This is a genomic window from Bradyrhizobium iriomotense, assembly GCF_018130765.1.
Classification (GTDB): Bacteria; Pseudomonadota; Alphaproteobacteria; order Rhizobiales; family Xanthobacteraceae; genus Bradyrhizobium; species Bradyrhizobium iriomotense_A.
In genome coordinates, this window is sequence record NZ_JAFCJZ010000001.1 from 80,083 (window position 1) to 106,646 (window position 26,564).

Sequence of the window (26,564 nt, forward strand, 5' to 3'; positions counted from 1 at the left end):
AGATCGACACTGCATGGAGCGTTCGGCGCCTGGCGCCGGGCGGATCGAGTGGAGCCTTGCGATGAAGATTGCCGCCCGCGACGTGCTGCTGGTGATCGACGTCCAGAACGACTTCTGCACCGGCGGGGCGCTGGCCGTGCCCGGCGGCGAGAAAGTCGTGCCCGCCATCAATCGCATCGCCCAAAAATTCGCCAACGTGGTGCTGACCCAGGACTGGCATCCGGCTGATCATGTCTCCTTCGCGCCGAACCATGTGGGCAAGCAGCCGTTCCAGACCATCGAGCTGAACTATGGCTCCCAGGTGCTGTGGCCGCCGCATTGCGTGCAGGGCACGGCCGGCGCCGAATTCCACAAGGAGTTGGACGTCACAAGGGCGAACCTGGTGGTGCGCAAGGGCTTTCGCCGCGGCATCGATTCCTATTCGGCGCTGTTCGAGAACGACCACAGGACGCCGACGGGCCTGCTCGGCTATCTGCGCGAGCGCGAGCTGAAGACCGTCTTCGTTGCGGGATTAGCGCTGGACTTCTGTGTCCGCTTTTCGGCGGAGGATGCCCGCAAGGCGGGGTTCGAAGTCGCAGTCATCGAGGACGCCTGCCGCGGCATCGACCTCGACGGCTCCATGGCTGCGGCGCATCGAAGTTTTGGCGAGCTCGGCATTTCCGTCATCAGTTTCGAGGCGTTCCTGTGAGGAGTGCGAGATAGACGTGGCGCAGAAGACAGGCAAACAGCCGGGCGGACCGGATCACGTCCAAGAGGACCCGCTGCTGTGGCCGTTTGCGGCGGCGCGCCTCGCCATGGATGCCTGTTTCTGGTGGATGGAGCGCGGGCCGGCCGAGCCGGCCGACAGCAGCCTGCCATGGACGACGCCGAGCACGGTGGCGCTGGAGCTTGCAACCATGCGCCTGCGCGAATGCACGACGGACCGGTCCGGCCAGCCGGCGCTGGTCTGCGCGCCCTATGCATTGCATCGGGCACTGATCGCCGACTTCGCGCCCGGGCACAGCGTGGTGCAGTCGCTGCAAAGAGGCGGCATCGACCGGGTCTATCTCACCGACTGGCGGTCGGCGACATCAGATATGCGCTATCTCTCGATCGACAGCTACCTGTCCGATCTCAACGTCGCCATCGACGAGATCGGCGCGCCGGTCGACCTCGTCGGTCTGTGCCAGGGCGGCTGGCTGTCGCTGCTCTATGCGGCCCGCTTTCCCGCCAAGGTGCGGCGCCTGGTGCTGGCGGGCGCGCCGGTCGACCTGTCGATCGACTCGGCGATGTCGCGGCTCGCCCGCAACGCGCCCGGGATGGTCTACGACCAGCTCGTCGCGCGTGGCGGCGGCAATGTCAGCGGCGAGGAGATGCTGCGATTCTGGTCGAGGACGCCAAGTCGCGAGGATATCGCAGCCGCCTTGCAGAGGGAGCTCTCGGACAAGGAAGGCGCGGCACTGCTCGCGCGCTTCGACCAATGGAATGTGGAGCCCCTCGATCTGCCCGGCACCTATTATCTGGAGATCGTCAACTGGATTTTCCGGGAGAACCGGATTGCCGGCGGCGACTTCGTCGCGCTCGGCCGAAAGGTTCGTCTCAAGGACGTCAAGGCGCCGATCTTCCTGCTGGCCGGGCTCGATGACGAGGTGGTGCCGGCGACGCAGGCGCTCGCCACCGCCGGCCTCGTCGGCACGCCGCCCGCCTTCATTGCGGCGGCCTCCGAACCGAGCAATCATCTCGGCCTGTTCATGGGCGCGCGGACCCACGCGCACGCCTGGCCCCGGATCGCCGAGTGGCTGCAGGCCGATCTGCCGGGCGTCCTTGCCCGGCGTGCCTGACCGACGCGCAAATCCGTTATGCATGATGGCGGATGGCCTGCACGAGGCTGGATCGATGGGCTACATATGTCCTCAGCTGACGGCTGCGGCCGGCCGCGAAGAGATTTAAGGGTCCTGGATGACTTTCCACTCGATCTACAGCCACGGATTCGCGCGCGTGGCAGCCTGCGTGACCACCTCCCATGTGGCCGATCCCGCGGCCAACGCGAAGGCGATCCTGGCGGCGGCCAATGCCTGCCACGAGCAGTCGGTGGCGGTGGCCGTGTTTCCCGAGCTGTGCCTGTCCGGCTATGCGATCGAAGATCTGGTCAAGCAGGACCCGCTGCTCGATGCGGTCGAGCGCGGGCTCGCCACCATCGTCGAGGCCTCCGCCGCGCTGATGACCGTGCTGATCGTCGGCGCGCCGTTGCGCTTTGGTCATCGCATCTACAATTGCGCCGTCGTCATCCATCGCGGCAACGTCCTTGGCGTCGTGCCGAAATCTTACCTGCCGACCTACCGCGAGTTCTACGAGGGACGTCATTTCGCCTCCGGCGCCGGAATCGCCGGCGAGACCATTGCCTTTGGCGGTCTGCACGCGCCATTCGGCGTCGACCTGCTGTTCGCGGCCGAGGACGTCCCAGGCCTGACCATCGGCGTCGAGATCTGCGAGGACATGTGGATCCCGGTGACGCCGGCCTCGGAGCTCGCGCTGGCGGGGGCCAGCGTGCTGATCAATCTCTCGGGCAGCCCGATCACGATCGGCCGGGCGCGCGCGCGTGCGCTGCTGTGCCAGTCGACCTCCGCGCGCTGTCTTGCGGCCTACGTCTATTCCGCCGCCGGGGCAGGGGAATCGACCACGGATCTGGCCTGGGATGGCCAAACCTCGATCTACGAGAACGGCGTGCTGCTGGCCGAAGGCGAGCGGTTCCGCCAGGGCGGGCAGATCACAACGGCCGACGTCGACCTCGACCTGCTCAGGCAGGAACGTGCATTGATGGGCACGTTCGACGACAACCGCCGACAGCGCGAGGCGTTCTTCCGCAAGGTGACGTTTGCGTTGAAGCCGCCGGCAGCCGATATCGGCTTCCTGCGCAAGATCGAGCGCTTTCCGTTCGTGCCGAGCGATGAGAGCCTGCTCGAGCAGGATTGCTACGAGGCCTACAACATCCAGGTCGCCGGCCTCGTGCAGCGCATGCGCGCGACCGGCACCAAGCGCGTCGTGATCGGCGTGTCGGGCGGGCTTGATTCCACCCACGCGTTGATCGTCGCCGCCAAGGCGGTCGATCTGCTCGGTCTGCCGCGTGAGAACATCCTTGCCTACACCATGCCCGGCTTTGCCACCGGCAGCGAGAGCAAGACCAATGCGCTGGCGCTGATGAAGGCGTTGCAGACGACGGGTCAGGAGCTCGACATCCGCACCACGGCCACGCAGATGCTGAAGGACATCGGCCATCCCTTCGGCAAGGGCGAGAAGGTCTACGACGTCACCTTCGAGAACGTGCAGGCGGGCCTGCGCACAGATTATTTGTTCCGCCTCGCCAATCATCACGGCGGCATCGTCATCGGAACCGGCGATCTCTCCGAGCTCGCGCTCGGCTGGTGCACCTATGGCGTCGGCGACCAGATGGCGCATTACAACGTCAACGCCGGCGTGCCGAAGACGCTGATCCAGCATCTGATCCGCTGGGTGATCGCCTCGAAGCAGTTCAGCGGCGACGTGAACCGGACCTTGGGCTCGATCCTTGCCGCGGAAATCTCGCCTGAGCTGGTGCCCGTGCAGCCCGGCGAGAAGCCGCAGAGCACGGAAGCCTCGGTCGGCCCTTACGAGCTGCAGGATTTCAACCTGTTCTATACGCTCCGCTTCGGCATGCGGCCCTCTAAGATCGCCTTCATGGCACTGCAGGCGTGGAAGGATGTGGCCAAGGGCGAATGGCCGCCGGCGTTCCCGAGCGACAAGCGCAAGGCCTACGATCTGCCGGAGATCCGCCGCTGGCTCGAGGTGTTCCTGCGCCGCTTCTTCGCCTTCAGCCAGTTCAAGCGCTCGGCCATGCCGAACGGTCCGAAGGTGTCGGCCGGCGGCTCATTGTCGCCGCGCGGCGACTGGCGCGCGCCGTCGGATTCGAGCGCCGCGGCCTGGCTCGAGGATCTCGAGCGGAACGTGCCGACCTGATTGGCGCGGCGGATCGATATTGCGGGGAGACGATCTGATGTCGGCCGGGAAAGGCTCGGAAGCGGGTGAGCAGGCCAGCGTCGTCAACGGCCTCTACATCTTCGACATCGAAATGCGTGAGGGCAAGCGCGGACAGGCGAGAGGCGTGGTCGTGCTCTGCGATGGCCGCATCATGGGTGGCGACAGCTATTTCTACTACACCGGCAGCTACACGTTCCGGAACGGGAAGTGGCGCGGTGACATGATCGTCAACCAGCACACGGAAGCGGTCGGCCGGACGCTGGTGTTCGGGGGCAGGGAGGTCACCTGCGGCTTTTCCGGCGACTATTTCCCCGGCGGCGCCGAGGTCGAGGGAATGGCGCTGGTCGGCAAGATCAGCGTGACGTTCACGGCACGGCTGACGCTGAAGGATGCGATGTGAGCTGACGGCTCCATCAGGAGCCGCTGCGCGGCAAGTCAATGTGGTGACAACAGGCTGAATCGCCCGCGCTGATGGAAAGTTCCGAGGTCCGGAGTGCCTAGGAGTCCGGACCTCGTCACCTTGCCCCAGCCTTCGATCCCCCGCCCCATGTGGTCCCCCAACCCCTTGGTGCGCGATCAGAGGGTGATGCCCCTGGAAGTGGCCGCCGATCGATGTCGCGCGATGTACGCGAGATCGAAATAGGATTCCATTCCGGAGCACTACGGACACGATTCAGCTTGCTTCTGCGGCAAACTGCACGTGCCTGCATCGACGGCAGCGCTGCTGCACAAGATTGATGCTGGCGATGCGCAGGATGTCCACATCTGCCCGACGCTGCGCAACCTTGGTTTCACCGGCCTGTCATTGAACTGGTCTAGCGCTGCTCCCGTCATCGCAGACGATCAAAGGAGCTAGCCATGTCGAAGCCGGTGTTGGGCGCCGCATTGTCCATCAAATCGATCCCCGCGCATCGCGACTGGCTCCTCGAACGGCAGCGCGATCTCGAGATCCAGGATTTCTTCCGCGCCGATCTGCTCGACGGCGACTGGCGCAGCCTGGCCGGTGAGATCAAGCAGATGCTCGCGGGCCACACCGGCCGGCTCGGCATTCACGGGCCGTTCTGGGGCTTCAAGATCGACAGCCACGATCCGATGATCCGCCAGGCCGTGACCAAGCGCCTGCTGCAGGGGCTGGAGGCTGCCGAGTTCCTCGGCGCGACGCAGATGGTGATCCATTCACCGTTCACGACCTGGGACCACAACAATCTCGACCTCTATCCCGATAACCGCGGCAATATCGTCGAGCGCGTCAAGGCGACGCTCGCCGAAGTCATCGCGCGCGCCGAGACGATCGGCTGCGAGATCGTCATCGAGAACATCGAGGACAAGGATCCGCGCGACCGCGTGCGCCTCGCCAAGGCGCTCGAAAGCAGCAAGGTCCGCGTCTCCCTCGATACCGGTCACGCCAACTACGCCCACATCTCCACCGGCGCGCCGCCGGTCGACTATTACGTCGAGACCGCTGGCGACATGCTCGCGCATGTGCATCTCCAGGACACCGACGGTTTTGCCGACCGGCACTGGGCGCCGGGCGAAGGCAACATCCGCTGGGTCGCCGTGTTCCGCGCGCTGGGACGGCTGACCTCGAACCCGCGACTGATCCTCGAGCTCCGCAACCACGACGACGTCCGCAAGGGCGCAGCGCATCTAGCCGCGCTCGGTCTCGCCGAATAACCGACATCGCAGAGGGCAGGGCTTAAGCCATGAGCAAACTCACCCGTCGCACCATCCTGAAATCCGGCGGCGCTGCCGCGAGCACGCTTCTCCTGCCGCGCTTTGCGATCGGTCAGGCCGACAACCGTCCGTCGGTGACGATCGCCGTGCAGAAGGTCACCAATTCGAACGTGCTCGACGTGCTGCGCGAGCAGTCCAATGTCGGCGAGCGCGTGTTCTTCTCCTCGATCTGGGAAGGCCTGATCTCCAAGAACTGGCGCGGCAGCCTCGAGGCCGTGCCGGGGCTCGCCACCGAATGGCGCCGCATCGACGACCAGACCGTCGAGGTGAAGCTGCGCCAGGGCGTCAAATTCCACAATGGCGACGAACTGACGGCAGAGGACGTCGTCTTCACCTTCAGCCGCCAGCGCATGTTCGGCGAGACCGAGGCCAAGAGCCGCTCCACCATCCAGGCCTTCGAGAAGATCCCGACGCCGCGGCCGGGCAAGGAGCTGCCGCCGGACGTGCCCGCCGTCGCCCGCCGCATCTGGCCGGATCTCGTGCGCGTCGATGCCGTCGACAAGTACACCGTGCGCTTCTACAACGCGACGCCCGACGTCACCATCGAAGGCCGGCTGTCGCGCTACGGCTCCGACATCATGAACCGCCGCGCCTGGGAAGAATCCGCCAGCTATCTCGACTGGGCGCGCAAGCCTGTTACCACGGGTCCGTACAAGGTCGTCGAGCTCAAGCCCGACGTATCGCTGACCCTGGAAGCGCATGACGAATATTGGGGCGGCCGTCCGCCGCTCAAGCGCATCCGCTTCCTCGAAGTCCCTGAAGTTGCAAGCCGCATCAACGGCCTGCTCTCGGGCGAATACCAGTTCGCCTGCGACATCCCGCCGGACCAGATCGCCGGCATCGAGAAGAACGCGGCGTTCGAAGTCCAGGGCGGCACCATCCTCAATCACCGCTTGACCGTGTTCGACAAGAACCACGCTCAGCTCGCCAATCCGCTGGTGCGGCGCGCGTTCACCCACGCGATCGACCGCCAGGCCATCGTCGACAGCCTGTGGGCCGGCCGCACCCGCGTGCCGAAGGGCCTGCAGTGGGAGTTCTACGGCGATATGTTCAACGCCGACTGGAGCGTGCCGGCTTACGATCCGAAGCTCGCGCAGGATCTGCTCAAGCAGGCCAATTACAAGGGCGACCCGATTCCGTACCGCCTGCTCAACAACTACTACACCAACCAGGTCGCGACCGCGCAGATCCTGGTCGAGATGTGGAAGTCGGTCGGCCTCAACGTCCAGATCGAGACCAAGGAGAACTGGTCGCAGATCATGGAGCGCGCGCCCACGCGCGCCGTGCGCGACTGGTCGAACTCGGCCGCCTTCAACGACCCGGTCTCCTCGCTGGTCGCCCAGCACGGGCCGAACGGCCAGCAGCAGCAGATCGGCGAATGGACCAACGCCGAGCTGAACACGCTCTCGGAATTCCTGGAGACCTCGACCGACCGCGCCGCCCGCAAGAAGGCGTTCCGCCGCATGCTGGAGATCGCCGAGCGCGAGGACCCCGCCTATACGGTGCTGCACCAGAACGCGACCTTCACGGCCAAGCCGAAATCGATCAAGTGGAAGGCCTCGCCCGCCTTCGCGATGGATTTCCGCGCCGGCAATTTCGAGGCCTGAAGGTGTCGCCTCTGGTCAGCATCGCAGGCCTGAGCGTCGCCTTTGGCGGCGCGCCGGTCCTGCGCGGTGTCGACCTCGCTCTTGGCAAGGGCGAGGCCGTTGGCCTCGTCGGCGAGTCCGGCTCCGGCAAGTCGGTGACGTGGCTTGCCGCACTCGGCCTGCTGCCGCGGCATGCGAAGGTCTCGGGCTCGGTCCGGCTCGACGGGCGCGAACTCCTTGGCGCGCCGGCCGCCGAGCTCGACCGCGTCAGGGGCGGGCGGATCGCCATGATCTTCCAGGATCCCGCGAGCGCGCTCAACCCGGTGCTGACCATCCGCAGACAGCTCTGTGAAGCGCTGGCGCTGCATCGCGATCTCCAGGGCGAGGCGGTGAAGGCCGAAGCGAAGCGGCTGCTCGACCTCGTCGGCATTCCCGACGCAGGCCGGCGGCTCCAGGCCTATCCGCACGAATTCTCCGGCGGCCAGGTCCAGCGCATCATGATCGCGATGGCGCTCGCGGGAAATCCGGACCTCCTGATCGCGGACGAGCCGACCACCGCACTCGATGCCACCATTCAGGCGCAGATTTTGGAGTTGCTCTCCACCATCCGCCGCGAGATGAGCATGGCGATGGTGCTGATCAGCCACGATCTCGGCGTCGTTGCCGAGAACTGCGACCGCGTCGCGGTGATGTATGCCGGCCGCATCGTCGAGCAGGCGCCCAGCAACCAGCTCTTCGCCGATCCCGTCCACCCTTACGCGCAGGGGCTGATCGGTGCGCTGCCACCGCTCGACGGACCGCGCCGCCGTCTCACCGCCATTCCCGGTACCGTGCCTGATCCCGCGCACATGCCCGGCGGCTGCGCCTTCGCGCCGCGCTGCGCGCTGGCGGCCGAGCCGTGCGGCCTTGCCGCGCCGAGCCTGGCGCTCATCAGCGACGATCGCACGGTTGCCTGCATCCGCGCCGAGGCCTCGCGCCGCGCACTGCTCGGGATTGCCGCCGAATGAGCGCGCCGCTCGTCGAGGTCTCTACGATCTCCCGCAGCTACAGCATGCGCTCCGGAATGTTCGGCCGCGCTACGGCCGTGCACGCTGTCGACGGCGTATCGCTGACGATTGCCAAGGGCGAAACGCTGGGCCTCGTCGGCGAGTCCGGTTCGGGCAAGTCGACCACCGGCCGCATCGTGCTCGGCCTCGAGCCGCCCGACAGCGGCGCGGTGCGGTTCGACGCCAAGCCGATGGCCGCGCCGGGAACGGCCGCGTGGCGCGCGCAGCGGGCACGCATGCAGATGATCTTCCAGGACCCGCTGGGGGCGCTGGACCGGCGCCTGCCGGTCGCGACGCAGATCCGCGAGCCGCTCGACATTCACGGCCACGGCACGCCCGCCGAGCGCGAGGAGCGTGTCCGCGAGTTGCTACGCGCCGTCGAGCTGACGCCGGCCCATGGCGCGCGCTATCCGGGCGCGCTCTCGGGCGGACAGCGCCAACGCATCGTGCTGGCGCGGGCGCTGGCGACGAAGCCGGATTTCCTGGTCTGCGACGAGCCGGTTAGTGCGCTCGACGTCTCGATCCAGGCGCAGGTGGTGAACCTGCTTTGCGATCTCCAGGCGCAGCTTGGGCTGACGCTGCTGTTCATCAGCCACGATTTGCGCGTCGTCCGGCAGATCAGCAACGTCGTCGCCGTGATGTATCTCGGCCGCATCGTCGAGATCGGCAGCGCCGACGATCTGTTTGCGCGGCCGGAGCATCCGTATACGCAGGCGCTGGTCTCGGCATCCCCCGCGCCGGGTCGCCGCAGTGCAGGCCGCATCGTGCTGGCGGGCGATCCGCCGAACCCGGCCGCACGGCCGCAAGGCTGCGCCTTCCATCCGCGCTGCCCGCGGGCGACTGCGCGCTGTGCGAGCGAGGTGCCGGCGCTCTCGGCGGTCGGCGGCGACAGGCAGGTTGCCTGCCACCTCGTCACGGGCGCCCAAACGCGGGACGCGGCGTGATGGGACGCTATTTCGCCATCCGCATCGGACGCGCAGCGCTGACGATCGTCCTCGTCGTGACCTTCGCCTTCGTCGTGCTGCGTCTCTCCGGCGATCCCGCGCTGATGATCCTGGGACCTGAGGCGCCGCCGGAGGTGATCGCCGCCTTCCGCAAGGCCTGGGGGCTCGATGATCCCATCTGGTTTCAGTATCTCGACTACTTCAGCGCCATCGCCAAGGGCGAGCTCGGCCGCTCCATGCGCGACGGCCGGCCCGCGATCGAGCTGGTGCTGGAGCGCATCCCGGCCACGCTGGCGCTGACGCTGCCGGCGTTCTTCTTCAAGGTCGCGCTCGGCGTTCCCGCCGGCATCTACGCCGCTCTGCATCGCGGCTCGGCGATCGACCGCGCCGTGATGATGACGGCGGTCGCAGGCTTCACCGTCCCGAGCTTCGTGCTGGCGCTGATCCTGGTTCTCGTCTTCGCCGTGCAGCTCGGCTGGCTGCCCTCGGGCGGACAGGACAGCTGGCGCCACGCCATTCTGCCGATCACCACGCTCAGCCTCGGCGGCGCCGCGGTGCTGGCGCGCTTCACCCGCAGTGCGATGCTGGAGGTGCTGGGCCAGCCCTATATCCGCACCGCATCCGCCAAAGGCGTGCCGTGGCGCATGGTGGTGACCTCGCATGCGCTGCCGAATGCGGCGATCCCGACCGTCACCATTCTCGGCTTCATGGTGGGCACGCTGATCGCGGGCGCGGTCGTGGTCGAGAGCGTGTTTGCCTGGCCGGGAGTAGGGCGCCTCCTGGTGGTCGCCGTCGCCAACCGCGATCTCGCCGTCGTGCAATGCATCCTGCTGCTGGTGGCGATGACCATGGTGACGTCCAATTTGATCGTCGACTTCCTCTACGGCTTCCTCGATCCGCGGCTGCGCGCGAAAGGAGCCCACGCATGACCGACGCCACGTTGAAGGATACAGGCGTCCGCCGCCGCATCAGCCTGCCGGCGATCCCGGTCTCGGTCACGCTCGCGATCATTTGGATCGTCGCGATGCTCCTGATCGCAGCGTTTGCCGAGAAGGTCGCGCCTTACGGCTTCACCCAGCTCGACCTGCGCAACCGTCTCGCTGCGCCCGGCAATGTCGCGCACTGGCTCGGCACGGACGAGCTCGGCCGCGACGTGCTGTCGCGGCTGCTCGTCTCGATCCGCATCTCGCTGCTGATCGCTTTCGGTGCGACCGCGATCTCCGCCATCGTCGGCACCACGCTCGGCTTCCTCGCCGCGCATTTCCGCGGGGCCGTCGAGCAGCTCGTGCTGATGCTGACCGACTTCCAGGCCAGCATGCCGTTCCTGATCATGGCGCTGGCGGTGCTCGCCTTCTTCGGCAATTCGCTGCCGCTGCTGATCGGCCTGATGGGCCTGTTCGGCTGGGAGCGCTATGCCCGCATCGCCCGGGGCCTTGCCATCTCCGCCAATGCGCAAGGCTATGCCGCCGCGGTCCGCCAGTTGGGGGCAACGCCGTCGCGGATCTACCTCCGGCACATCCTGCCCAACATCGCCTCCACCCTGATCGTCTCGACCACGCTGGTGTTCCCGGAGGTGATCCTGATGGAATCTGGCCTGTCCTTCCTCGGCCTCGGCGTGCAGCCGCCGATGACCAGCCTCGGCAACATGGTCGGCTACGGCCGCGAATATTTGACCCGGGCGCCCTGGATCATGCTGGCGCCGGCGACCACCATCGTCGTGACCACGCTGGCGGTCTCGGTCATCGGCGACTGGCTGCGCGACCGGCTGGATCCGACGCTGCAATAGCGCGACGGGCTGGAGCCGTGAGCCGATTTGCCGCCGCTTCTAGCCTTGGACCTCCGGCGTCCTGCCGCGCCCGAGCGCGAATTGACCGACCGGGCCCTCGATATGGAATTCCAACTCCGTCATTTTCGCGAACAGATCGATGTTGGTGCTGCCAATGGCGCAGCCGCCGAGCCCCATATCGGTCGCCGCCAGGTAAAGCGTCTGAATCAGGCTGCCGACATCCTTCAGGATCAACGAATATGCGATTGAGCTGTATTTCCAGGAGACCCGCCCAAAACGGGCCGCGATCGTGATGAGGATTTGTGGCTGACCCGGCGCGTCCATGGCGAACTGGGCAGCCGCCAAATGCGCCTGGAGTTGTTGGGGGGAGGCGCTGATCGCGACTAGCGCGTGGCTCCCTGCATCGTAGTGGTAGAGTCCGCGCGCAAGCCCGTCGCAGTTCGCGACGGTAAGGTACAACTCCAGCTCGTACGCGCTGCCCGCCGACGGATAGGGCCTTGTGCTGTAGGTGACGTCGGAACCGCCCTCGAAATACGGCTCGCTCTTCCATTCGGACACGACGCGCGCGGCGGTGTCGAGAAACTGCGCGAGTTCGCCGAGCGTGACCGGATTCTTGTCGTCGAAATCCCGTGTTGAATGGCGTTCGCGCAACAGCTTCGGGAAGCGGGAGTTCGGCTCCGGGGAGGAGAATTTGCGCAGGTCAATCTTGCTGCCGGCCCAGGGCGGACGCACCGCCGGCGACGGCGGAACGACGCCGGCATAGGTGAAGGCGGCGCCGACCGGATTGGCTTGCCGACCCTCCGTGCTCCGCGTGTGAAACACCAGATCGTGGAAATCCCAGAGTACGAGGTTGCCGTCGCCTTCGTTCACCCGCAGGCCTTGTCCGTCCTTCGCATCGAGCTTGAGCAGGATCTGGCTGTCCAGCAACAGTTCGAGCAGATGGAGGGTGGAGGAAGCTATCTTCTGGTTGAGCTTGCCGATCTTCCGAGGCTGCGACAGCGCAGCAAGGGTGGCGGCGATGGCGGGATCGCCAATCCGGAACAGCGCGCCGGCGCGCGGCGATTCCAGCACCATCTCGTTGCCGCGCCGGCGCAGATAGGCAAAGCGCGACAACACAACGGTATCACGGCTGCCCAGCCGCGCGCGTCGCGGCCAGTAGTCGGGGACTTGAGGCTCGATGACCACGAGGTCCCGCTCGTCACGCGAGGAGGAGAGTCGGTATTCCAGAAGCCCCTGCCGGGCCAAGCGATGCACCAGTGCATCGATTTCCCTGGCGAGGATGCTCTTGCCTGCAAACGAAGCGAGCGGAAGACCGGCGCTCAGATGTCGCGCACGGTCCATCGCAGCCTCGCTGAATTGCCCGAGGTTGACGGAATAGTCGCCCAGGGAGGCGGCGATGTTTCCGTCCGGCTGCATCTGGAGGGAGAAGCGATGGCTCAATCGGGCAGCAATGTCCGGCGCGATCTTCCTGGTCGGCTTTTTCCGGGGAGCGCGCACGAAGAGCAGGCCTTCAGGTGTGTGGAAGGAATGAAGTCAGATCGCTTTCCAGTCGCGGCCGGTCCAACAATCCGAGCTTCACCGGCACATCGTAAAGGCGGCCCGGCGCGAAGCGGCGATAAAAATGACGCAAGCCGGGAACGAGCACTCTGACGACCGGAACCTCGACGTCGGGACGCGTCTGGTCGAGGACGAGGAGGTCGAAGCCCGCACGGGCGGCGATCTCGACGCAGGCGAGGGCCTGGTCACGCGTATTGTCGTGAAGCTCGAGGCTCGGCGCCGGGGGGACGATCGGGCGATCGCTCGGTGTCAGGAACGGGTAGTCTTCCAGGCGCAGCGGTGTAACACCGTCGAGGGTCGGCTTCTCGCCGCTCGCACCGCCCATCATGCTGACGGACATGAATTGGGTCAGCTCGGTGAGGGAGCGCAGCAGGGCTATGCGGCGGTCGAAATGCGCGCCGGAACCGAACTCGATATTCTCGTGTCCATCCTGCATCCAGTGCATGATCGCCACGTAAGTCGGAATGCCGAGATCGGCGGTGATATCGAGCACCCACAGCTTGCGACCGGCTTCTGCAAACTGAGTCCGGAGATCCCGGACATAGAAATCGTCGAACTGTTCGAGGTCGACCTCGGCGCGCTGCACCCGGTTGTACCACCAGATCGCATAGGCATCGCGTTCGATCAGTTCGAGGAAGCCCTGGACGATCGCTTCGTCGCGGGTGTTGCCGGCCGCGCAGCCGTTGGAATCCGTATGAAAGCCGCCATAGAAGAAGTACAGGAGGCCCGTCGGCAGATATTTGAAGCGTTTGTCGCGCAACGATGAGACCGGCGACCACTCGGTCCTCGTCGAGGGATCGAACGGCTCGGGAACCGGATGGGGATCGTCCGGTTGCTGGAGAAACCTGGTCTTGAACTGCGTTTCGCTGAAGAGCTGGATATCGTTGGGAAGAAGCGCGTCGCCAGGCGCGAAATCGGCAAATCGACGCGTCGTCCTGATCTCATCGCCCTGGAAAATGCCCGAATAGCGTTCGATCGATTCCATCAGCGCGCTGGCTTCGCCCTGCTCGGCGGTCGAGCCCTTGCCAAAACTGCCGCCGCTCAATCCGGACCTGAGCTGGTCGATGCTGTGGGCCGGCGCGGAGAAATTATGCTGGGCGAAGTAGTTGGTGTTCATCGGCAGATCGACGTCGATTCGTTCGAGCCTGGTCACCACCCCTGTCAGTGGGCTCACATGCTTGCGAAAGCGCGACACTGTCGAGCGCGACGTCACCGTGCGATATCCACCGCTGGTCATGACGAGCCTCTTGCCCTCGGCAATCTCGATCGGGGCCGGAGATCGGCGCGGGTTGTTCAGCTTCCTGCTGCCGCAGGTCGGACATTGTGGACGTCGCGTCACGTAGTGCTTGGCGATGGCGGCGCCGGTCAGGTCGAAGCTTGCGATGTGATCGCACAAATCGGTGCGAAAATCCGATGCAATTGCCTTGGCGATCTCGACGGCCGCAAAATGGATTCCTGCCTGGCCGACGCTTTCTCTGACCAGCGGCGATATGGCCACCGCACGCGCCGGTCCCCGGTCAAGAAACCCCTTGATCTCCCGGTTGCGGATCATGCGATCGAACAGGCAGGTCCAGCAGGCGCCATCGCCCGGTTTGAACACGGGCCCGACCAGCGGAAACGCGCCGGATGGCTGTACCAGCAACCAGGGCGTCTTGCCAGCCACGCGTTCCCGGTTCAGTTCGGCAAGTCGCCGGTCGAGATAGTCGTTCGCCAGCGTGATCGTGAACTTCGGCGCTCGCTTGGCGATTTGAACACCGAGCTTGCTCAACGCCGCGGTCAGCTCCTTGGCGCCTTTGACGTCAATCGTCTCAATCTGGACGGGGCAATTGCGAAGATTTTGTTCGGCGATCTCCAGGGGCATGCCGAGGCTCGCCAGGAAACCGCCGACGGCGTCGTCGAATGCTTTCGGGCTCCGCGCAACGACATATCGGCGATCGAGGAGCCGCCTGATCGCTTCCTCGATCTTGTCGGCCGGAAAGTGCTTCGAAAGCTGGCCAATGAGCTCCGGCCAAGTCTTGCCCTGTTTTCCGATCGCGGTGGCCAGGGCACAATAGAGCTCGCCATGCAGGAAGAACTTGCGGTCCTCAGAATAAAGGCAGACCGCATCGGGAGGCACTACGTACGCGGTGAAGTTCGGTGCAAATCGGAGAATGTCTTTGCGGGTCTGCCGCGCAGCGCGGGTCTTGCGAGTTGCAGTCATTGGGGCAGCACGCTGATCCTGTTGCCGATGCAGGCGTCGTAGCGAAATCAAGCAATTGGCCGGCCCCTCTCTTCAGGCCGGCCAATGACCTATCAACCCGTGAATTTGACATTCGGAACGCGCCGGGGCCTAGCACCAGCGGCAACGACCCCACGATGCGCAACAACCCGCGCATGATACGGCGCATCCCACCACACCAACCCCACAGCCGACGGCACAACCCGCACAGCGGCAACCGACGCCACATCGGCAACCACGGCAAGCCCGACAGCCTCTGCAGCCGCGGCAACCGCCGCATCCGCGCCATGCCAGCTGCACGCGGCTACCGGCGTTTTCCTTGTCGAAGAGATGGAAGGTGGCCAGGCTGACGTCAGCCATTTCCTCTTCGTCGAGCGTGATGGCCTGACCCGTTCCAAAGTGGGGCAATTGTTGTACGTCGGGCGTCGGCACTGCGGACGCCGATGCGCCTCCCGCCAGCGAGAACGTCAACCCTGCGGCTCCGAACGCCGGCACGGCGACCTTTGTTACGCGCTTCTTCCCATTGGAAGTCTTCTTCGCCTGCCGCATGGTCGAACCTCCGAGCATTGCAGGAAGCATCCCAGCCGCGGTAAGCCTACGCCCAGGATATAACGCGAGCAACAACTTCGCGCACAAAAGCGTGGCGCTGCACGTTCGGGATGTATTCATCTTCATGAACGGCATCGGCACTGCCAGTTGACACAACACATCAATGATCCACGCTGTGGTGCGTGCAGCTTGGTGCAGTGCCGCAAGCGTATCGAATCTCGAATGGAGAGATCGGCGTGGCAGATCGATCAGGGCGTTTCGCTTGGTATGAACTCCTGACCACGGATGTCGCGGCGGCGGGCGCTTTTTACCGCAAGGCCGTCGGCTGGGGCGTGAAGGATGAATCGACCCCTGAACTGCCTTATACGGTGGTTCGTAGCGGCGGCGCTCCGCTGGGCGGACTTATGGAGATCCCGGAAGAGGGGCGGAGATTGGGGGCGACGCCGCGGTGGATGGGATACGTCGCCGTCGACGACCTGGACGCGACCGCCGCGCAGATCAGGGGTCTTGGAGGTACGATCCTTGTGCCGCCGACCGACACCAATATTGGCCGCATAGCAGTCGTTACCGATCCGCAAGAGGCGACGTTCGGGCTGATCAAAGAACCGACCTATGGCCGACGGAAACCGGGCCGGCTGGACGAGCCGGGGCGTGTAGGCTGGCATGAGTTACTGGCTGCCGACCGGACCGTGGTCTTCGATTTCTACAGAGAACTATTCGGTTGGCAGAAGGCCGATGCTCAAAGCGAACCAGCGGCCTGGTATCAATTGTTTTCGGCGGGTGGGCAGACGGTCGGCGGCATGCTCACGAAACTTCCGAGCGTAGCGCAGCCGAGCTGGCTGCATTACTTCAATGTCGACGACATCGGTGCTGCCACGAAACATGTGAATGCTGGCGGAGGCCGGATCCTCCAGGGGCCGATCGAATTGCCTGATGGCTGCTGGATCGCACGATGTGTCGATCCCCAAGGCGCCTTGTTTGCACTGCAGGGTGCCCGAGGTCCGACAAGCATTGAGCCATCCTCGGCTTCGGAAATCGGCTGGTCCGCCAAATGGGGTGGCATTGCTTCCCAAGGGAGAATTATGCTGCCCAAGCCGAAGCGCTAGCTACAGCGTCTGTCCGGCGCTGTCGCGACCTTGCAATGGTCCGCGCCGGGAGCAGGGGAGGCCTGCGCGGGGGCCAATCGGGGGGTGTCAGGGGCAAGTTCCCGTTGCGCCTGATCGCCCCGTGCGGTATCCGGCCGGAAAGGCCTGAGGCGGCTCCACATTTTCCCGCCCGGCCCAAACCCCGAGGACGGAAACCGCCATGCCAGCCTATCGCTCCCGCACCACCACCCACGGCCGCAACATGGCGGGCGCCCGCGGCCTCTGGCGCGCGACCGGCATGAAGGACGGAGATTTCGGCAAGCCGATCATCGCGGTCGTCAACTCCTTCACCCAGTTCGTACCCGGCCACGTCCATCTCAAGGACCTCGGCCAGCTCGTCGCCCGCGAGATCGAGCAGGCCGGCGGCGTGGCGAAAGAGTTCAACACCATCGCGGTCGACGACGGCATCGCCATGGGCCATGACGGCATGCTCTATAGCCTGCCGTCGCGCGAATTGATCGCCGACAGCGTCGAGTACATGGCCAACGCGCATTGCGCCGACGGCCTCGTCTGCATCTCCAACTGCGACAAGATCACGCCCGGCATGCTGATGGCCGCGCTGCGGCTCAACATCCCCGCCGTGTTCGTCTCGGGCGGACCGATGGAGGCCGGCAAGGTCAAGCTGCAGGGCAAGACCAAAGCCGTCGACCTCATCGACGCCATGGTTGCTGCGGCCGATTCCAAGGTGAGCGACGACGACGTCAAGGTGATCGAGCGCTCGGCGTGCCCGACCTGCGGCTCCTGCTCGGGCATGTTCACGGCGAACTCCATGAACTGCCTGACCGAAGCGCTCGGCCTCTCGCTGCCCGGCAACGGCTCGGTGGTCGCGACCCATGCTGACCGCAAGCGCCTGTTCGTCGAGGCCGGCCACACCATCGTCGATCTCGTGCGCCGCTATTACGAGCAGGACGATGCTTCGGTCCTGCCGCGCAACATCGCCAACTTCAAGGCGTTCGAGAACGCGATGACGCTCGACATCGCCATGGGCGGCTCGACCAACACCGTGCTGCATCTGCTCGCCGCCGCCCATGAAGGGCAGGTCGAGTTCACCATGCGCGACATCGACCGCCTGTCTCGTCGTGTGCCCGTGCTCTGCAAGGTCGCGCCGTCAGTCGCCGACGTCCATGTCGAGGACGTGCATCGCGCGGGCGGCATCATGGGCATTCTGGGCGAGCTCGACCGCGCCGGCCTGATCGATACCTCTGTCTCCACCGTGCATGCGCCGACCATGAACGAGGCGCTGGAGCGTTGGGACATCAAGCGCTCCAAGAGCGAGGCGGTGCGCACCTTCTATCGCGCCTCGCCGGGCGGCATCCCCACGCAAGTCGCCTTCAGCCAGGAGCGCCGCTACGACGAGCTCGACGCCGATCGCGAGAAGGGCGTCGTGCGCGATCTCGCGCATGCCTTCAGCAAGGACGGCGGCCTCGCCGTGCTCTACGGCAACCTCGCGCAGGACGGCTGCATCGTGAAGACCGCAGGCGTTGACGCCTCGATCCTGAAATTCTCCGGCCCGGCACGCGTGTTCGAAAGCCAGGATGCGGCGGTCGAAGGCATCCTGGGCGGCAAGGTCGTGGCCGGCGAGGTCGTGGTCATCATCTACGAAGGCCCGCGTGGCGGCCCCGGCATGCAGGAGATGCTGTATCCGACCAGCTACCTGAAATCGATGGGCCTCGGCAAAGCCTGCGCGCTCGTCACCGACGGACGTTTCTCTGGCGGTTCGTCCGGTCTGTCGATCGGCCATCTGTCGCCGGAAGCTGCCGAAGGCGGCAACATCGGTCTTGTGCGCACCGGTGACGTCATCGCCATCGACATTCCGAACCGCAGCATCACGCTGGAAGTCTCCGACGAGGAGCTCGCCAAGCGTCGCGCCGCGGAAGAGGCGAAGGGCGATGCGGCCTGGCAGGCGACGGGTCGCAAGCGCAACGTCTCGACTGCGCTGCAGGCTTACGCTGCGCTCACGACCAGCGCCGCGCGCGGCGCGGTGCGCGAGGTGAAGCGCCGCTCGAAGTAAGCGCTGCATCGCGCGCGCCTCACGTGCATGGTCAACAAGTTCTGAACGGCCGGTGAAAGCCGGCCGTTCGCATTAAGGATGCCTCAACGAACTTCGGCAGCTCAGGATTTTAAGGCGTATACTGCCAGCGACCTTCGCAAATCCATTTCGGGCAACTGGGGCACCACGCACAATGTCTCGTACTCTTGCTGTCGTTTTCTCGACTGCTGTCGCCGCGATTTCCATGACGGGCGCAGCCTCTGCCGGCTGCTACAATTGCTATACGCCGCCGCCCTGCACGACCTGCTATCAACAGCAATACGTGCCGCCGCAATACCGCACCGTCGATGAGACCGTGATGGTGTCGCCGGGCTCCGTGGTCGCGCACCGCACGCCGGCGCAGTATCGCACCGTGATGGTCCCGCAGACCGTGATGGTCGCGCCGCCGGGCGTCCAGTACGAGCGCATTCCGCCGCAATACGCCACGCGCCAGCGCGTCGAAATGGTCTCGCCGGGCTATTCCTATTATGCCCCGGTGCAGATGGGTTGCGCCTCCTGCGGATACTGACACCCATACAGCAACGAACGAATTTCGCGCGGCGCTCCCTCGGGCGCCGCGTTTTCTTTGGCCTCAAGCAACAGGGCCCGGACTTGGAGCAGAAACTCCAGCCGGGCCCCGCAACCGGCAACGCCCTGGGCGGTGTCGACGGTCCCGCCAAGGCTAGGACACCTGGCTGACACTCGCCTGACGGAGCTGTCTCAATAGCCACAAGGCGGCCCCGGCTGTGGTGGGGGGGCTTTTGGGGTAGAGCCGGGGCCGCTGGAGGTGCTTGGACCCTTGGGGAAGGCCAAGCGATCGATAGCTTACCCTGCGCTCCCAGCGCTTCTGTTCGCTTCAGCACATTCCAGCCAGGAATTATTGCCAATTTTTCCCGATCCGATTCACGCAGATTAATGCAAGCAGACGAATGGCCGCCTTTCCTTGCTAGTCGAGCAACCGGGGCGTCACCAATGACTGACAGAGAGTCGATGCAGAGCAGGTTTTTCGTTCGAATGGGAGGCAAGGGTTGGATGGTCTACGATCGAGAACGCATGGGCCCAGCCCTGATCGGGACCGACATGGCGGCTAATTTGACAAAGGAGCGCGCCGAACAGGTGCTACGTTTCCTTAAGTCCTCGCGCGCGCGGAGCCGCTAAGCAGCGGGCGCAACAACTAGCGGACGGCCAAGCGGTGGAGCTGTGGCAGAAAGCAGGGACAATCGCGGGATGCCCGGCGCGCCAATCATTGCAGCGCTGTCTGCGTTTTGGGGAAACGGCCCCAACCCAGGGATAGGAGGAGTTGGGGCCAGAGTTGCCGGGCGAGCAAGGCTTACGCTTAGCCCGGACTCAACTTTTGGCATCGAACCCAGGTCGCTCGCGATTGGGCAACCGGCGTACCTCGGATTTGCAGTGCCCTGGATTCCCCCCTCTGTGGGTGCAACCGAAGGGTCCCGGTGGTGTCCGCTTGCTAGGTTCGGCGGAGCTGTTCTAACCCGTGGGCGGAACGAAGCCGCACGCCCTTTGATCTTCTCGGTTGCCGGTTCGCTCGCGTCGATCAGATATTGGCTCAGCAGCTTGGTCTTGCGACCCTGACCATTCACAGAGAGAGAATGACCCTTTGCTTCAGACTGAACGGCATCTCAATCTCGACCCGGACATATTTTGCAGTGACGACGCACTCGCCTACGAACGCAGCCGGACGCGTTTCGCTGCCGGTCAAGGCATGTTGCTCGACGATGCCTACCGTTTGGCGCATCTGCCTCTGGTCGCTCCTCACGATCCTCGGGTGATCGCAGCGAAGGAGGGCACCTCCTACGAGAGGGGACGCCACCCCACGGCTTACTCGGTGGTATTGCCCGTCTCGGCCGACGCACTCGAAGCTTCCCCGGCGTATCGGGCGCTCGATGCGGAGCTGCGGACGGCTCCGTTTGCGCACAAGGTGGCGTGGCACGTGCTGGACAGGCGGCGGGAGCGTCTGCACGCCACCAGCTGCGGTGGCCTCGGCTCCGAGCCGCCGGCGATCGAACCCGCCCGTCATTCGGCCTTGGCCGGGCTCGGGCCCATCAGGGCCGAGGTCCGGGGGCTGTTCTCGGGGAATGTGAATCGGGGACGGCTCTATCTTCGAGTCTGCCCCGAGCAGCGCGATGGCGCGAACCTCTTCCATGCGGTCCAGCGCGTGCTCGGCCGCCCGGCGACGGACCTCTACGTGGTCGGACTCTGGAATCTGATGGACGATCTCGATGCCGACGAGGCCGCAATTCTCGCGGCGATGATCGAGCGCTGGTGGTCACGGACCTTGCTGCGGGTCGAGGCGGACGAGCTTTGGTTGCTCGGCGCACGCGATGACCTTGTGCTGGATGCGGAGATCAGCGCGCGCTTAGCGCTGCGTTGAGGTGGCGTTCTATGTCCGCCAACAGCCGCTCGTCGGCCGAAGGGCTCGGGACTGGCGGAAGGGGTGGGATTCGAACCCACGGTACCCTTGCGGGCACGCCGGTTTTCAAGACCGGTGCCTTAAACCACTCGGCCACCCTTCCAACGCTGGAAGATCAGGCACTTAGCGAATGGCCGCCTTGGACGCAAGACGAACAAAGCTAGTTTTGGGCACATCTCGGGCAAATCTTGTGGTCGCGTTTGGGCTTCCCGTGAGCTGGTGCGCGCGCCTGCGGAATGCCATCACGATCATCCCCACAGACAAGGATGACGACGAGTCGATGCGCGTCTTTCAACGTGTGGTGATGGATGCCGTGGCAAATGCCGATGATGACTATGAGGGGAAGCCTCATCGGTTTACGCAACGGTCCATCCCCGGGTGCGTCGGGACGGTCTATGACTGGGCTGCCGTTGTGAAGGTCACCCGCAGAAATCTGCCCCGGACGGTGCGAAAGCGAACAGAGCTGATTGCCGAATTTTCCTAGGCTGCGGTTGCTGATCTTCCCCAAGGTCAGCCCCCAGCGGCCCCGGCCTTACCCCAAAAGCCCCCCACCACAGCCGGGGCCGCCTCCGCCCGGCGGCGCCGAGCCATCGCCAGTTGCGGGTGTGGAGGTCAGGCGCATCGCAGCGTTTTCCGGCAGCACGTCCGCTGTCAGCTCCCGCATCGCGGATACTCGCGGCCGCGACTGCCGTCACAGTGCTGCGACACCAAGGGGCGCTAATTGCGTCTTAGCGGGGCGAGAATTCGTACCTCTCCAATCGCTCGATGGCTGCTTGGCGTTCGTGCTGGCCAAGCCAGACCAGCGCCAAAAGCAGCGTGCCGCAAAGCGCCGCGAACCCGAAAACCAGACGCTTCATTGCCTGTGAATTCGAGTGCGCGGGTAAGGTTCCCGGCGATGCGGACGACGGTTGCGCTCGATGACCTCATGGGTCACGGCGCCTGTCCTTAGGAAGCGTAGAGCGCAGTTCTTGGTGGTGCAGTCGACCGGGAAAAAACGGCAACTTCCGGCCGGGAATCAGGTAAGCTTCACCGTGCGGCCGGTGTCCATTGGAAGCCCCTATCGGCCGCAATTCTGGGAATGCGCGGCCTTGCTTTCTCTGCCCGGAGAGAGCGGGGCCGCTTTTATGACGAAGACCGTTTGGGGACCGCGCAGGAAGTCAGTCCGGTTGCGACGCAGGTCGCCAATTCACAAAATCAAACTGGCCCTGCCATTCGTGGACAATCGTCTTGCAGCAGGCGAAGCAGGACTGGCGAGGCTCATGGTCGTCTCGGGAAATCTGATCGGTCATGAACGCTGCGGCACATTTCGGGCAAGCAAAAACAACTCGCGTCATCAGAATTGCTATCGCTTCCGTGAGCGCGGCAATTGGAAATGGTGCGACGGGCCGCCGGCGATATTGAGATGAAGAGCCGGCGGCCCGCTTCATATTGAAGCGATGTTCCTGTTTGCGGGAATTTGTCTCGTGTCTATCGTCGGTTCTTGTTTCTCTCGCAGAACAGAAGGCCGGTTACTTTTGATTTTGGCGCAGATGCTCCGCCTCCAGCGTCTGCGACGGTAAAGCTCGGACTTACTCCGTTTGCGCCAAGCTGGAACGTGTTGCCGACCCCTGCAACAAGGGCTCCGGCAGCGGGAGTGTACTCCTGCCATCCTTTCGGACAGCTGGGCAGATTGAAGGCCAGGACAGTGTGTTCTGGCAGGTCTTGTGCTTGGGCCGGAAAGTTGAACGCGCTCAGGAAAACGACTGATACTGCGGCAGCAATTCGCATGGCTTGCAATCCTCTCAGCTAAATGGTCACCGGCGCAGCATAGTTTGCGCCGTGTATTTCCGCGTGCCCAAACAGGAAGCTGTTGCACAAGATTGAGGCCTGCACGGCGCCCGCGCGACGACACCGCGCAAAATCCCGCGCGCTCAGACCGCGCACCAGTGAAGCTCGATTTGCTGAGTAACTTCGCCACGCGCGTCGATGATGACGCTTTTGCCAAGGCAGAACCCGGATCTGCGGCGGGGCGTGGCTCACATCGTGCCGGCGGGGGGCTATATGGCCGGCGATCCGAATGAGGTCCCCAGAAAACCCGCCGGCTCACACCAGCGGGTCTTTCTCGTCACGCAAAGAAGGCCACGATGGCGAGCGCGACGTCGGCGCCGAGGTCGCCTGAATACATCCAGACCGCAATTCCGGCACCGAGCGTCAGCGCAATCACCTTGAGAGCAATCATCTTTAGTCTCCCCTTGATATTTCGGGAAAAACTAGCAGCGTTATGTTTCCGGGATGCTTCGAGTGGGGAGGTAGTTTGTTTCCTTCACCGAACCGTTATCGGATCTCGTCCCGGGTCGTTGCCCTGCGAACCCGGGTTCTGACGTCGCTGGCGCTGGCGACGGATTTTCCGAAAATGGCAGGATGCCATCGTTTTGCCCGACGGGGTCAAACAGCCCTTTGCGGATGCGAAAAAAGTCGTTGTTCTAAAACGACTTAGCTACTGTGCATGGGGTTGTTTTGCGACATTTTGCTTGGGCGGCCTCGGGCCGGACGGACGGCACCGATTTCCGCTTCGGGGCGGCGGGCGGCCGATTGATATCTTCTGCCGGTAACACCCTGAAAAGGCGGGCATTTCGGTTTGCCTCGCCGCACGCGGGATGCGGCACGCGGAACCCATTCCTCATCCCCGCGTTGTCCCGTCATGACTGAAGACCTGTCCTTCCGACGTAAACCCCTGACCCCCGAACAGCGCCAGGCGCGCGATGCCGCTCGCCGGATCGAGGCCGAACAGGCCATGCGCGACCACGAAGCAGCGCAGAAGGCGTTTTACGCCAACAAGGAACGGCTGAAGGCCGAACGGCTCGCACGTGAAGCTGCGGCCGCGAAGGGCTGACGGCGCCCGATCGCAGCCCGCCAGGATCGACGGTCCGACCCCTAGTGCCGCTTGGACCTGCCCTTCGCGCTCAAGGCTAGCTTGAGCGCCTGGACGGCCTCCGCGAATGCCCCGCGGGGCGATTGCGCCTCGATGGCTTCGGCCGCGATGCGGCAATCGTTGGCGACCTTGAGCAACCCGCTTCGTGTAAGGTCCATGGTGGAGAGGGCGGCCTGCTCTAGGCAGAGGCGTTCAAGCCGTCGAAACTCGCGCAGATCTTTGTTCATGCGTCAGCTCTCGATGTCCCCCGGCCATGCGGCGCTGAGTCTGCTTAACAAACGGTAAATATCCTCTGGTAGCTGATTTGGCTGGCACGGAGCTGGCGGCTGCGGTGGACACCCGGGCCTGCCGTAAGCGGCAGACTTGACGGCGTTTGCCTTCCGCCGGAAGCTTCAAATGATCCTCAACTGACGCGAAATACGGAGACGTACGCTTCCGGCCAATCCGATCCCTTCAGTGACAACGCAATGGAGCTGACCATGACCACGTTCGACAAGCGCGAGCAGGGCTTCGAGGCCAAATTCGCCCACGACGAGGAACTCATGTTCAAGGTGACGGCCCGGTCCAACAAGCTGCTTGGACTCTGGGCCGCCAGCCAGCTCGGCCTCAGCGGCGATGCCGCGGCAGACTATGCGTCGGCGCTGGTGACGGACCACTTGGAGAGCCGGACGATCGGCGAGGTCCTGGACAGGGTGTCGGGCGATCTCCGCGACAAGGGGGTGGTGCGCGAGCAGGTCGCCGAGAAGCTCCAGGAATGCCTGCATCAGGCCATGCAGCAGCTCGAAGCAAAGAAGTGAACGCCGCGCTGCCCGGTGCTCACAGCTCCATATGGATGATCTCGATGGGCGCGCCGCCGAGGCCGTGAGAGAACTGTCCTCGACCCGTGCTTCTGAAGCCGTAACGGCGGTAGAAGGCTTCGGCGTTGATCGTGGCTTCAAGTCGGATCGGCCCGCTCTGTCCGAGCCGCGCCTGGGCCACGCCGATCTCGAGCAGCCGCTGCCCGACACCGGAGCCGGCCGCCCCGGGCAGCACGAACAATCGGGTGACCTCGCCAGGCTCGGCATCGACGAAGCCGATGACGATGTCGTTGCGAAGACAGACGGTCATCCGTCCCTTGGCAATGAGCTCTTCGTAGAACCGGGGCGTCCGTTCGCCCATCCAATTCTCGATCTGCGCCGGTGAATAGCATCCCCGCGAAAGACCCGCGATCGAGGCCTTGGTGATGTCAAATATCGTCTCCGCGTCGTCCGGGCACGCCGGCCTGAAGGAGATGTCGTCAGCGGGCATGGGGACTCCGGATCCGGACGGTGTATCGCAAATCGAACGCCTCACTCGGCGTGTCTGCGCATTCCGGAATCGCTGAGCCTGTCGACATAGGCAATTCCGAGCGCCGAGACGATGAAGGTGATGTGGATCAGCACCTGCCACATCACGCCAGTCTCGGTGAAGCCGGCGCGGTTTGAGCCGAGGTTGCCGGCCTCGATGAAGGTGCGCAGTAGCGCGATCGAGGAGATGCCGATGATGGCCATGGCGAGCTTGATCTTCAGCACGCTCGCATTGACGTGGCCGAGCCATTCCGGCTCGTCCGGGTGGCCCTGGAGGTCGAGCCGCGAGACGAATGTCTCGTAGCCGCCGACGATGACCATCACGAGCAGATTGGAGATCATCACGACGTCGATCAGCGCCAGCACGCTCATCATGATCTGCTGCTCGGTGAGATCGATCGCGTGCCAGGAGAGGTGCCAGAGCTCTTTCAGGAACAGCACGATGTAGACGCATTGCGCCACGATCAGCCCGAGATAGAGCGGCAGCTGCAGCCAGCGCGAGCCGAAGATGATCATCGGCAGCACGCCAAGGCGCGGCGAGGGCAGGCGGGGTTCGGTCGTTGGCTCAGGCTCAACCGACATTCAGGCAGCATCCTCGCGAGCAGAGACGATCTCGCTTTCATGTACCCCGACAAGATGGCCGGCGGAAGACGTGCGGTGCGCTTGGCGAGGCTTCCGGTGATCGCTCCGTTTCGTGCTAGCGTGGACGCGCGGCCGTCGCGCGACGGAGCCCGGATCAGGAGGAGTGAGGTGCGGAACGGCTTTGGCTGCGGGCTTGGGAGAGCCGCGTTTGTTGTGGCGATGATGCTCGGCGCCGGCGAGGCGTCGGCGACGCCGCTGACGCCGTTTCGCTACGAGGCGCAGGCGCAGCGCCATTGTCCGCATGACCAGGTGGTCTGGCTGGATTTCAGGAAGGGCGTCTACTACGCGAAGGGCCAGAAGAGGTACGGCCAAGGCTTTGACGGCAGCTTCGTCTGCCTCAGCGAAGCCCGCGAGAGCCTCTATCGCCGGTCGCTGCTCGGCCTGCGCTGAGCGCGTGACTGGCGCTCCAGGACGCCGGTTACTTCTGGCCCGGCAGCGTCACCGGCACGTGCGGGGCGGTGCTGATGATGCGGGGGCTTCCGTCGGGATAGGTGCGGTCGCCGCGGATCAGCGATTCCAGAACCAGAAAAAATTTCTCAGCAAGCATCTGCGTCACCTTCGTTGGTGATGGCCTCTTGAAATAAGTCGAGGCGCCGAATGCAGAAATTCAATCAACTAAAGGAGAGCAGGGCAATCCAGAACGGAGCGCATGACGCGTCGCGGTGTAG

The 26,564-nt window shown here is 64.5% G+C and carries 25 protein-coding genes and 1 tRNA gene; 19 read left to right on the forward strand and 7 right to left on the reverse strand.

Annotation, left to right across the window (positions count from 1 at the left end):
* Window positions 1–61: 61 nt before the first annotated feature.
* The 10 genes from pncA (at window position 62) to JQ635_RS00430 (ending at window position 11,089) form a co-directional block, all read left to right on the forward strand.
* Window positions 62–688: a bifunctional nicotinamidase/pyrazinamidase gene (gene pncA / locus JQ635_RS00385; protein ID WP_246583217.1), complete on the forward strand. Its 627-nt coding sequence runs from the start codon at window positions 62–64 to the stop codon at window positions 686–688.
* Window positions 689–704: 16 nt separating this feature from the next.
* Window positions 705–1,820: an alpha/beta fold hydrolase gene (locus JQ635_RS00390; protein WP_211407916.1), complete on the forward strand. Its 1,116-nt coding sequence runs from the start codon at window positions 705–707 to the stop codon at window positions 1,818–1,820.
* A gap of 118 nt (window positions 1,821–1,938) precedes the next feature.
* A complete protein-coding gene (locus JQ635_RS00395) occupies window positions 1,939–3,972 on the forward strand; it encodes an NAD(+) synthase (protein WP_211407917.1) in 2,034 nt (677 codons plus the stop codon).
* A 37-nt stretch (window positions 3,973–4,009) separates the two neighbouring features.
* Window positions 4,010–4,393, forward strand: coding sequence for a GrlR family regulatory protein (locus tag JQ635_RS00400; RefSeq protein ID WP_211407918.1), 384 nt, complete (start codon window positions 4,010–4,012; stop codon window positions 4,391–4,393).
* Between the two features lie 458 nt (window positions 4,394–4,851).
* A complete protein-coding gene (locus JQ635_RS00405; RefSeq protein WP_211407919.1) occupies window positions 4,852–5,667 on the forward strand; it encodes a sugar phosphate isomerase/epimerase family protein in 816 nt (271 codons plus the stop codon).
* Between the two features lie 29 nt (window positions 5,668–5,696).
* Entirely contained in the window at window positions 5,697–7,334 is a 1,638-nt protein-coding gene (locus JQ635_RS00410) for an ABC transporter substrate-binding protein (protein WP_211407920.1), read from the forward strand.
* Window positions 7,335–7,336: 2 nt separating this feature from the next.
* On the forward strand, window positions 7,337–8,320 hold the full coding sequence (locus JQ635_RS00415) for an ABC transporter ATP-binding protein (protein ID WP_211407921.1): 984 nt from the start codon (window positions 7,337–7,339) through the stop codon (window positions 8,318–8,320).
* A complete protein-coding gene (locus tag JQ635_RS00420) occupies window positions 8,317–9,303 on the forward strand; it encodes an ABC transporter ATP-binding protein (RefSeq protein ID WP_211407922.1) in 987 nt (328 codons plus the stop codon). Before JQ635_RS00415 ends, JQ635_RS00420 begins: the two co-directional genes overlap by 4 nt.
* The gene (locus tag JQ635_RS00425; RefSeq protein WP_211407923.1) at window positions 9,303–10,232 is read left to right on the forward strand and encodes an ABC transporter permease; all 930 of its coding nucleotides are present in this window, start codon (window positions 9,303–9,305) and stop codon (window positions 10,230–10,232) included. Before JQ635_RS00420 ends, JQ635_RS00425 begins: the two co-directional genes overlap by 1 nt.
* Window positions 10,229–11,089, forward strand: coding sequence for an ABC transporter permease (locus JQ635_RS00430; RefSeq protein ID WP_211407924.1), 861 nt, complete (start codon window positions 10,229–10,231; stop codon window positions 11,087–11,089). Before JQ635_RS00425 ends, JQ635_RS00430 begins: the two co-directional genes overlap by 4 nt.
* A gap of 39 nt (window positions 11,090–11,128) precedes the next feature.
* Here the strand turns inward: JQ635_RS00430 and JQ635_RS00435 are convergent, their stop codons facing one another.
* Window positions 11,129–12,505: a SagB/ThcOx family dehydrogenase gene (locus tag JQ635_RS00435; RefSeq protein ID WP_211408458.1), complete on the reverse strand. Its 1,377-nt coding sequence runs from the start codon at window positions 12,503–12,505 to the stop codon at window positions 11,129–11,131.
* 94 nt (window positions 12,506–12,599) lie between these two features.
* Window positions 12,600–14,846 (reverse strand): TOMM precursor leader peptide-binding protein, encoded by a 2,247-nt coding sequence (locus JQ635_RS00440; protein ID WP_211407925.1) that lies wholly within the window; start codon window positions 14,844–14,846, stop codon window positions 12,600–12,602.
* A gap of 803 nt (window positions 14,847–15,649) precedes the next feature.
* Between JQ635_RS00440 and JQ635_RS00445 the strand changes: the two genes are divergently transcribed.
* The 4 genes from JQ635_RS00445 (at window position 15,650) to JQ635_RS00460 (ending at window position 20,979) form a co-directional block, all read left to right on the forward strand.
* A complete protein-coding gene (locus JQ635_RS00445) occupies window positions 15,650–16,519 on the forward strand; it encodes a VOC family protein (RefSeq protein ID WP_349631828.1) in 870 nt (289 codons plus the stop codon).
* A 199-nt stretch (window positions 16,520–16,718) separates the two neighbouring features.
* Entirely contained in the window at window positions 16,719–18,569 is a 1,851-nt protein-coding gene (ilvD, locus tag JQ635_RS00450) for a dihydroxy-acid dehydratase (protein WP_211407927.1), read from the forward strand.
* Between the two features lie 223 nt (window positions 18,570–18,792).
* Window positions 18,793–19,116: a hypothetical protein gene (locus tag JQ635_RS00455; protein WP_211407928.1), complete on the forward strand. Its 324-nt coding sequence runs from the start codon at window positions 18,793–18,795 to the stop codon at window positions 19,114–19,116.
* Between the two features lie 1,089 nt (window positions 19,117–20,205).
* Window positions 20,206–20,979: a hypothetical protein gene (locus JQ635_RS00460; RefSeq protein WP_211407929.1), complete on the forward strand. Its 774-nt coding sequence runs from the start codon at window positions 20,206–20,208 to the stop codon at window positions 20,977–20,979.
* Between the two features lie 52 nt (window positions 20,980–21,031).
* Here the strand turns inward: JQ635_RS00460 and JQ635_RS00465 are convergent.
* A tRNA-Ser gene (locus JQ635_RS00465) sits at window positions 21,032–21,121 on the reverse strand.
* Window positions 21,122–21,148: 27 nt separating this feature from the next.
* Between JQ635_RS00465 and JQ635_RS00470 the strand changes: the two genes are divergently transcribed.
* The 3 genes from JQ635_RS00470 (at window position 21,149) to JQ635_RS00480 (ending at window position 23,890) form a co-directional block, all read left to right on the forward strand.
* On the forward strand, window positions 21,149–21,502 hold the full coding sequence (locus JQ635_RS00470) for a hypothetical protein (RefSeq protein ID WP_211407930.1): 354 nt from the start codon (window positions 21,149–21,151) through the stop codon (window positions 21,500–21,502).
* A gap of 484 nt (window positions 21,503–21,986) precedes the next feature.
* Entirely contained in the window at window positions 21,987–22,424 is a 438-nt protein-coding gene (locus JQ635_RS00475; protein WP_211407931.1) for a hypothetical protein, read from the forward strand.
* A gap of 1,274 nt (window positions 22,425–23,698) precedes the next feature.
* On the forward strand, window positions 23,699–23,890 hold the full coding sequence (locus JQ635_RS00480; RefSeq protein ID WP_211401843.1) for a hypothetical protein: 192 nt from the start codon (window positions 23,699–23,701) through the stop codon (window positions 23,888–23,890).
* Window positions 23,891–23,931: 41 nt separating this feature from the next.
* Here the strand turns inward: JQ635_RS00480 and JQ635_RS00485 are convergent, their stop codons facing one another.
* Window positions 23,932–24,156 (reverse strand): hypothetical protein, encoded by a 225-nt coding sequence (locus JQ635_RS00485; RefSeq protein ID WP_211407932.1) that lies wholly within the window; start codon window positions 24,154–24,156, stop codon window positions 23,932–23,934.
* 252 nt (window positions 24,157–24,408) lie between these two features.
* Between JQ635_RS00485 and JQ635_RS00490 the strand changes: the two genes are divergently transcribed.
* Complete coding sequence (locus tag JQ635_RS00490) at window positions 24,409–24,726, forward strand: DUF1476 domain-containing protein (protein ID WP_211407933.1); 318 nt, start codon at window positions 24,409–24,411, stop codon at window positions 24,724–24,726.
* Between the two features lie 19 nt (window positions 24,727–24,745).
* Here the strand turns inward: JQ635_RS00490 and JQ635_RS00495 are convergent, their stop codons facing one another.
* Both JQ635_RS00495 and JQ635_RS00500 read right to left on the reverse strand, forming a co-directional pair.
* Window positions 24,746–25,216 (reverse strand): GNAT family N-acetyltransferase, encoded by a 471-nt coding sequence (locus tag JQ635_RS00495; RefSeq protein WP_211407934.1) that lies wholly within the window; start codon window positions 25,214–25,216, stop codon window positions 24,746–24,748.
* Window positions 25,217–25,257: 41 nt separating this feature from the next.
* Window positions 25,258–25,836 carry a TIGR00645 family protein gene (locus JQ635_RS00500; protein ID WP_211407935.1) on the reverse strand — a complete coding sequence of 193 codons (579 nt, stop codon included), beginning with the start codon at window positions 25,834–25,836 and terminating at the stop codon, window positions 25,258–25,260.
* Window positions 25,837–26,055: 219 nt separating this feature from the next.
* Here JQ635_RS00500 and JQ635_RS00505 point away from each other — a divergent pair, with 219 nt between their 5' ends.
* Complete coding sequence (locus tag JQ635_RS00505) at window positions 26,056–26,286, forward strand: hypothetical protein (RefSeq protein ID WP_211402507.1); 231 nt, start codon at window positions 26,056–26,058, stop codon at window positions 26,284–26,286.
* Window positions 26,287–26,314: 28 nt separating this feature from the next.
* Here the strand turns inward: JQ635_RS00505 and JQ635_RS39170 are convergent, their stop codons facing one another.
* Window positions 26,315–26,443: a hypothetical protein gene (locus tag JQ635_RS39170; protein ID WP_283825838.1), complete on the reverse strand. Its 129-nt coding sequence runs from the start codon at window positions 26,441–26,443 to the stop codon at window positions 26,315–26,317.
* Window positions 26,444–26,564 lie beyond the last annotated feature (121 nt).

What these genes read in the sequence shown, in the direction of transcription:
- pncA (WP_246583217.1), top strand. Translation starts at nt 62, where the DNA reads ATGAAGATTGCCGCCCGCGACGTGCTGCTGGTGATCGACGTCCAGAAC.
- JQ635_RS00395 (WP_211407917.1), top strand. Translation starts at nt 1,939, where the DNA reads ATGACTTTCCACTCGATCTACAGCCACGGATTCGCGCGCGTGGCAGCC.
- JQ635_RS00400 (WP_211407918.1), top strand. Translation starts at nt 4,010, where the DNA reads ATGTCGGCCGGGAAAGGCTCGGAAGCGGGTGAGCAGGCCAGCGTCGTC.
- JQ635_RS00405 (WP_211407919.1), top strand. Translation starts at nt 4,852, where the DNA reads ATGTCGAAGCCGGTGTTGGGCGCCGCATTGTCCATCAAATCGATCCCC.
- JQ635_RS00410 (WP_211407920.1), top strand. Translation starts at nt 5,697, where the DNA reads ATGAGCAAACTCACCCGTCGCACCATCCTGAAATCCGGCGGCGCTGCC.
- JQ635_RS00420 (WP_211407922.1), top strand. Translation starts at nt 8,317, where the DNA reads ATGAGCGCGCCGCTCGTCGAGGTCTCTACGATCTCCCGCAGCTACAGC.
- JQ635_RS00425 (WP_211407923.1), top strand. Translation starts at nt 9,303, where the DNA reads ATGGGACGCTATTTCGCCATCCGCATCGGACGCGCAGCGCTGACGATC.
- JQ635_RS00430 (WP_211407924.1), top strand. Translation starts at nt 10,229, where the DNA reads ATGACCGACGCCACGTTGAAGGATACAGGCGTCCGCCGCCGCATCAGC.
- JQ635_RS00435 (WP_211408458.1), bottom strand. Translation starts at nt 12,505, where the DNA reads ATGCAGCCGGACGGAAACATCGCCGCCTCCCTGGGCGACTATTCCGTC.
- JQ635_RS00440 (WP_211407925.1), bottom strand. Translation starts at nt 14,846, where the DNA reads ATGACTGCAACTCGCAAGACCCGCGCTGCGCGGCAGACCCGCAAAGAC.
- ilvD (WP_211407927.1), top strand. Translation starts at nt 16,719, where the DNA reads ATGCCAGCCTATCGCTCCCGCACCACCACCCACGGCCGCAACATGGCG.
- JQ635_RS00455 (WP_211407928.1), top strand. Translation starts at nt 18,793, where the DNA reads ATGACGGGCGCAGCCTCTGCCGGCTGCTACAATTGCTATACGCCGCCG.
- JQ635_RS00470 (WP_211407930.1), top strand. Translation starts at nt 21,149, where the DNA reads ATGGCCGCCTTGGACGCAAGACGAACAAAGCTAGTTTTGGGCACATCT.
- JQ635_RS00480 (WP_211401843.1), top strand. Translation starts at nt 23,699, where the DNA reads ATGACTGAAGACCTGTCCTTCCGACGTAAACCCCTGACCCCCGAACAG.
- JQ635_RS00485 (WP_211407932.1), bottom strand. Translation starts at nt 24,156, where the DNA reads ATGAACAAAGATCTGCGCGAGTTTCGACGGCTTGAACGCCTCTGCCTA.
- JQ635_RS00490 (WP_211407933.1), top strand. Translation starts at nt 24,409, where the DNA reads ATGACCACGTTCGACAAGCGCGAGCAGGGCTTCGAGGCCAAATTCGCC.
- JQ635_RS00495 (WP_211407934.1), bottom strand. Translation starts at nt 25,216, where the DNA reads ATGCCCGCTGACGACATCTCCTTCAGGCCGGCGTGCCCGGACGACGCG.
- JQ635_RS00500 (WP_211407935.1), bottom strand. Translation starts at nt 25,836, where the DNA reads ATGTCGGTTGAGCCTGAGCCAACGACCGAACCCCGCCTGCCCTCGCCG.
- JQ635_RS00505 (WP_211402507.1), top strand. Translation starts at nt 26,056, where the DNA reads ATGATGCTCGGCGCCGGCGAGGCGTCGGCGACGCCGCTGACGCCGTTT.
- JQ635_RS39170 (WP_283825838.1), bottom strand. Translation starts at nt 26,443, where the DNA reads ATGCTTGCTGAGAAATTTTTTCTGGTTCTGGAATCGCTGATCCGCGGC.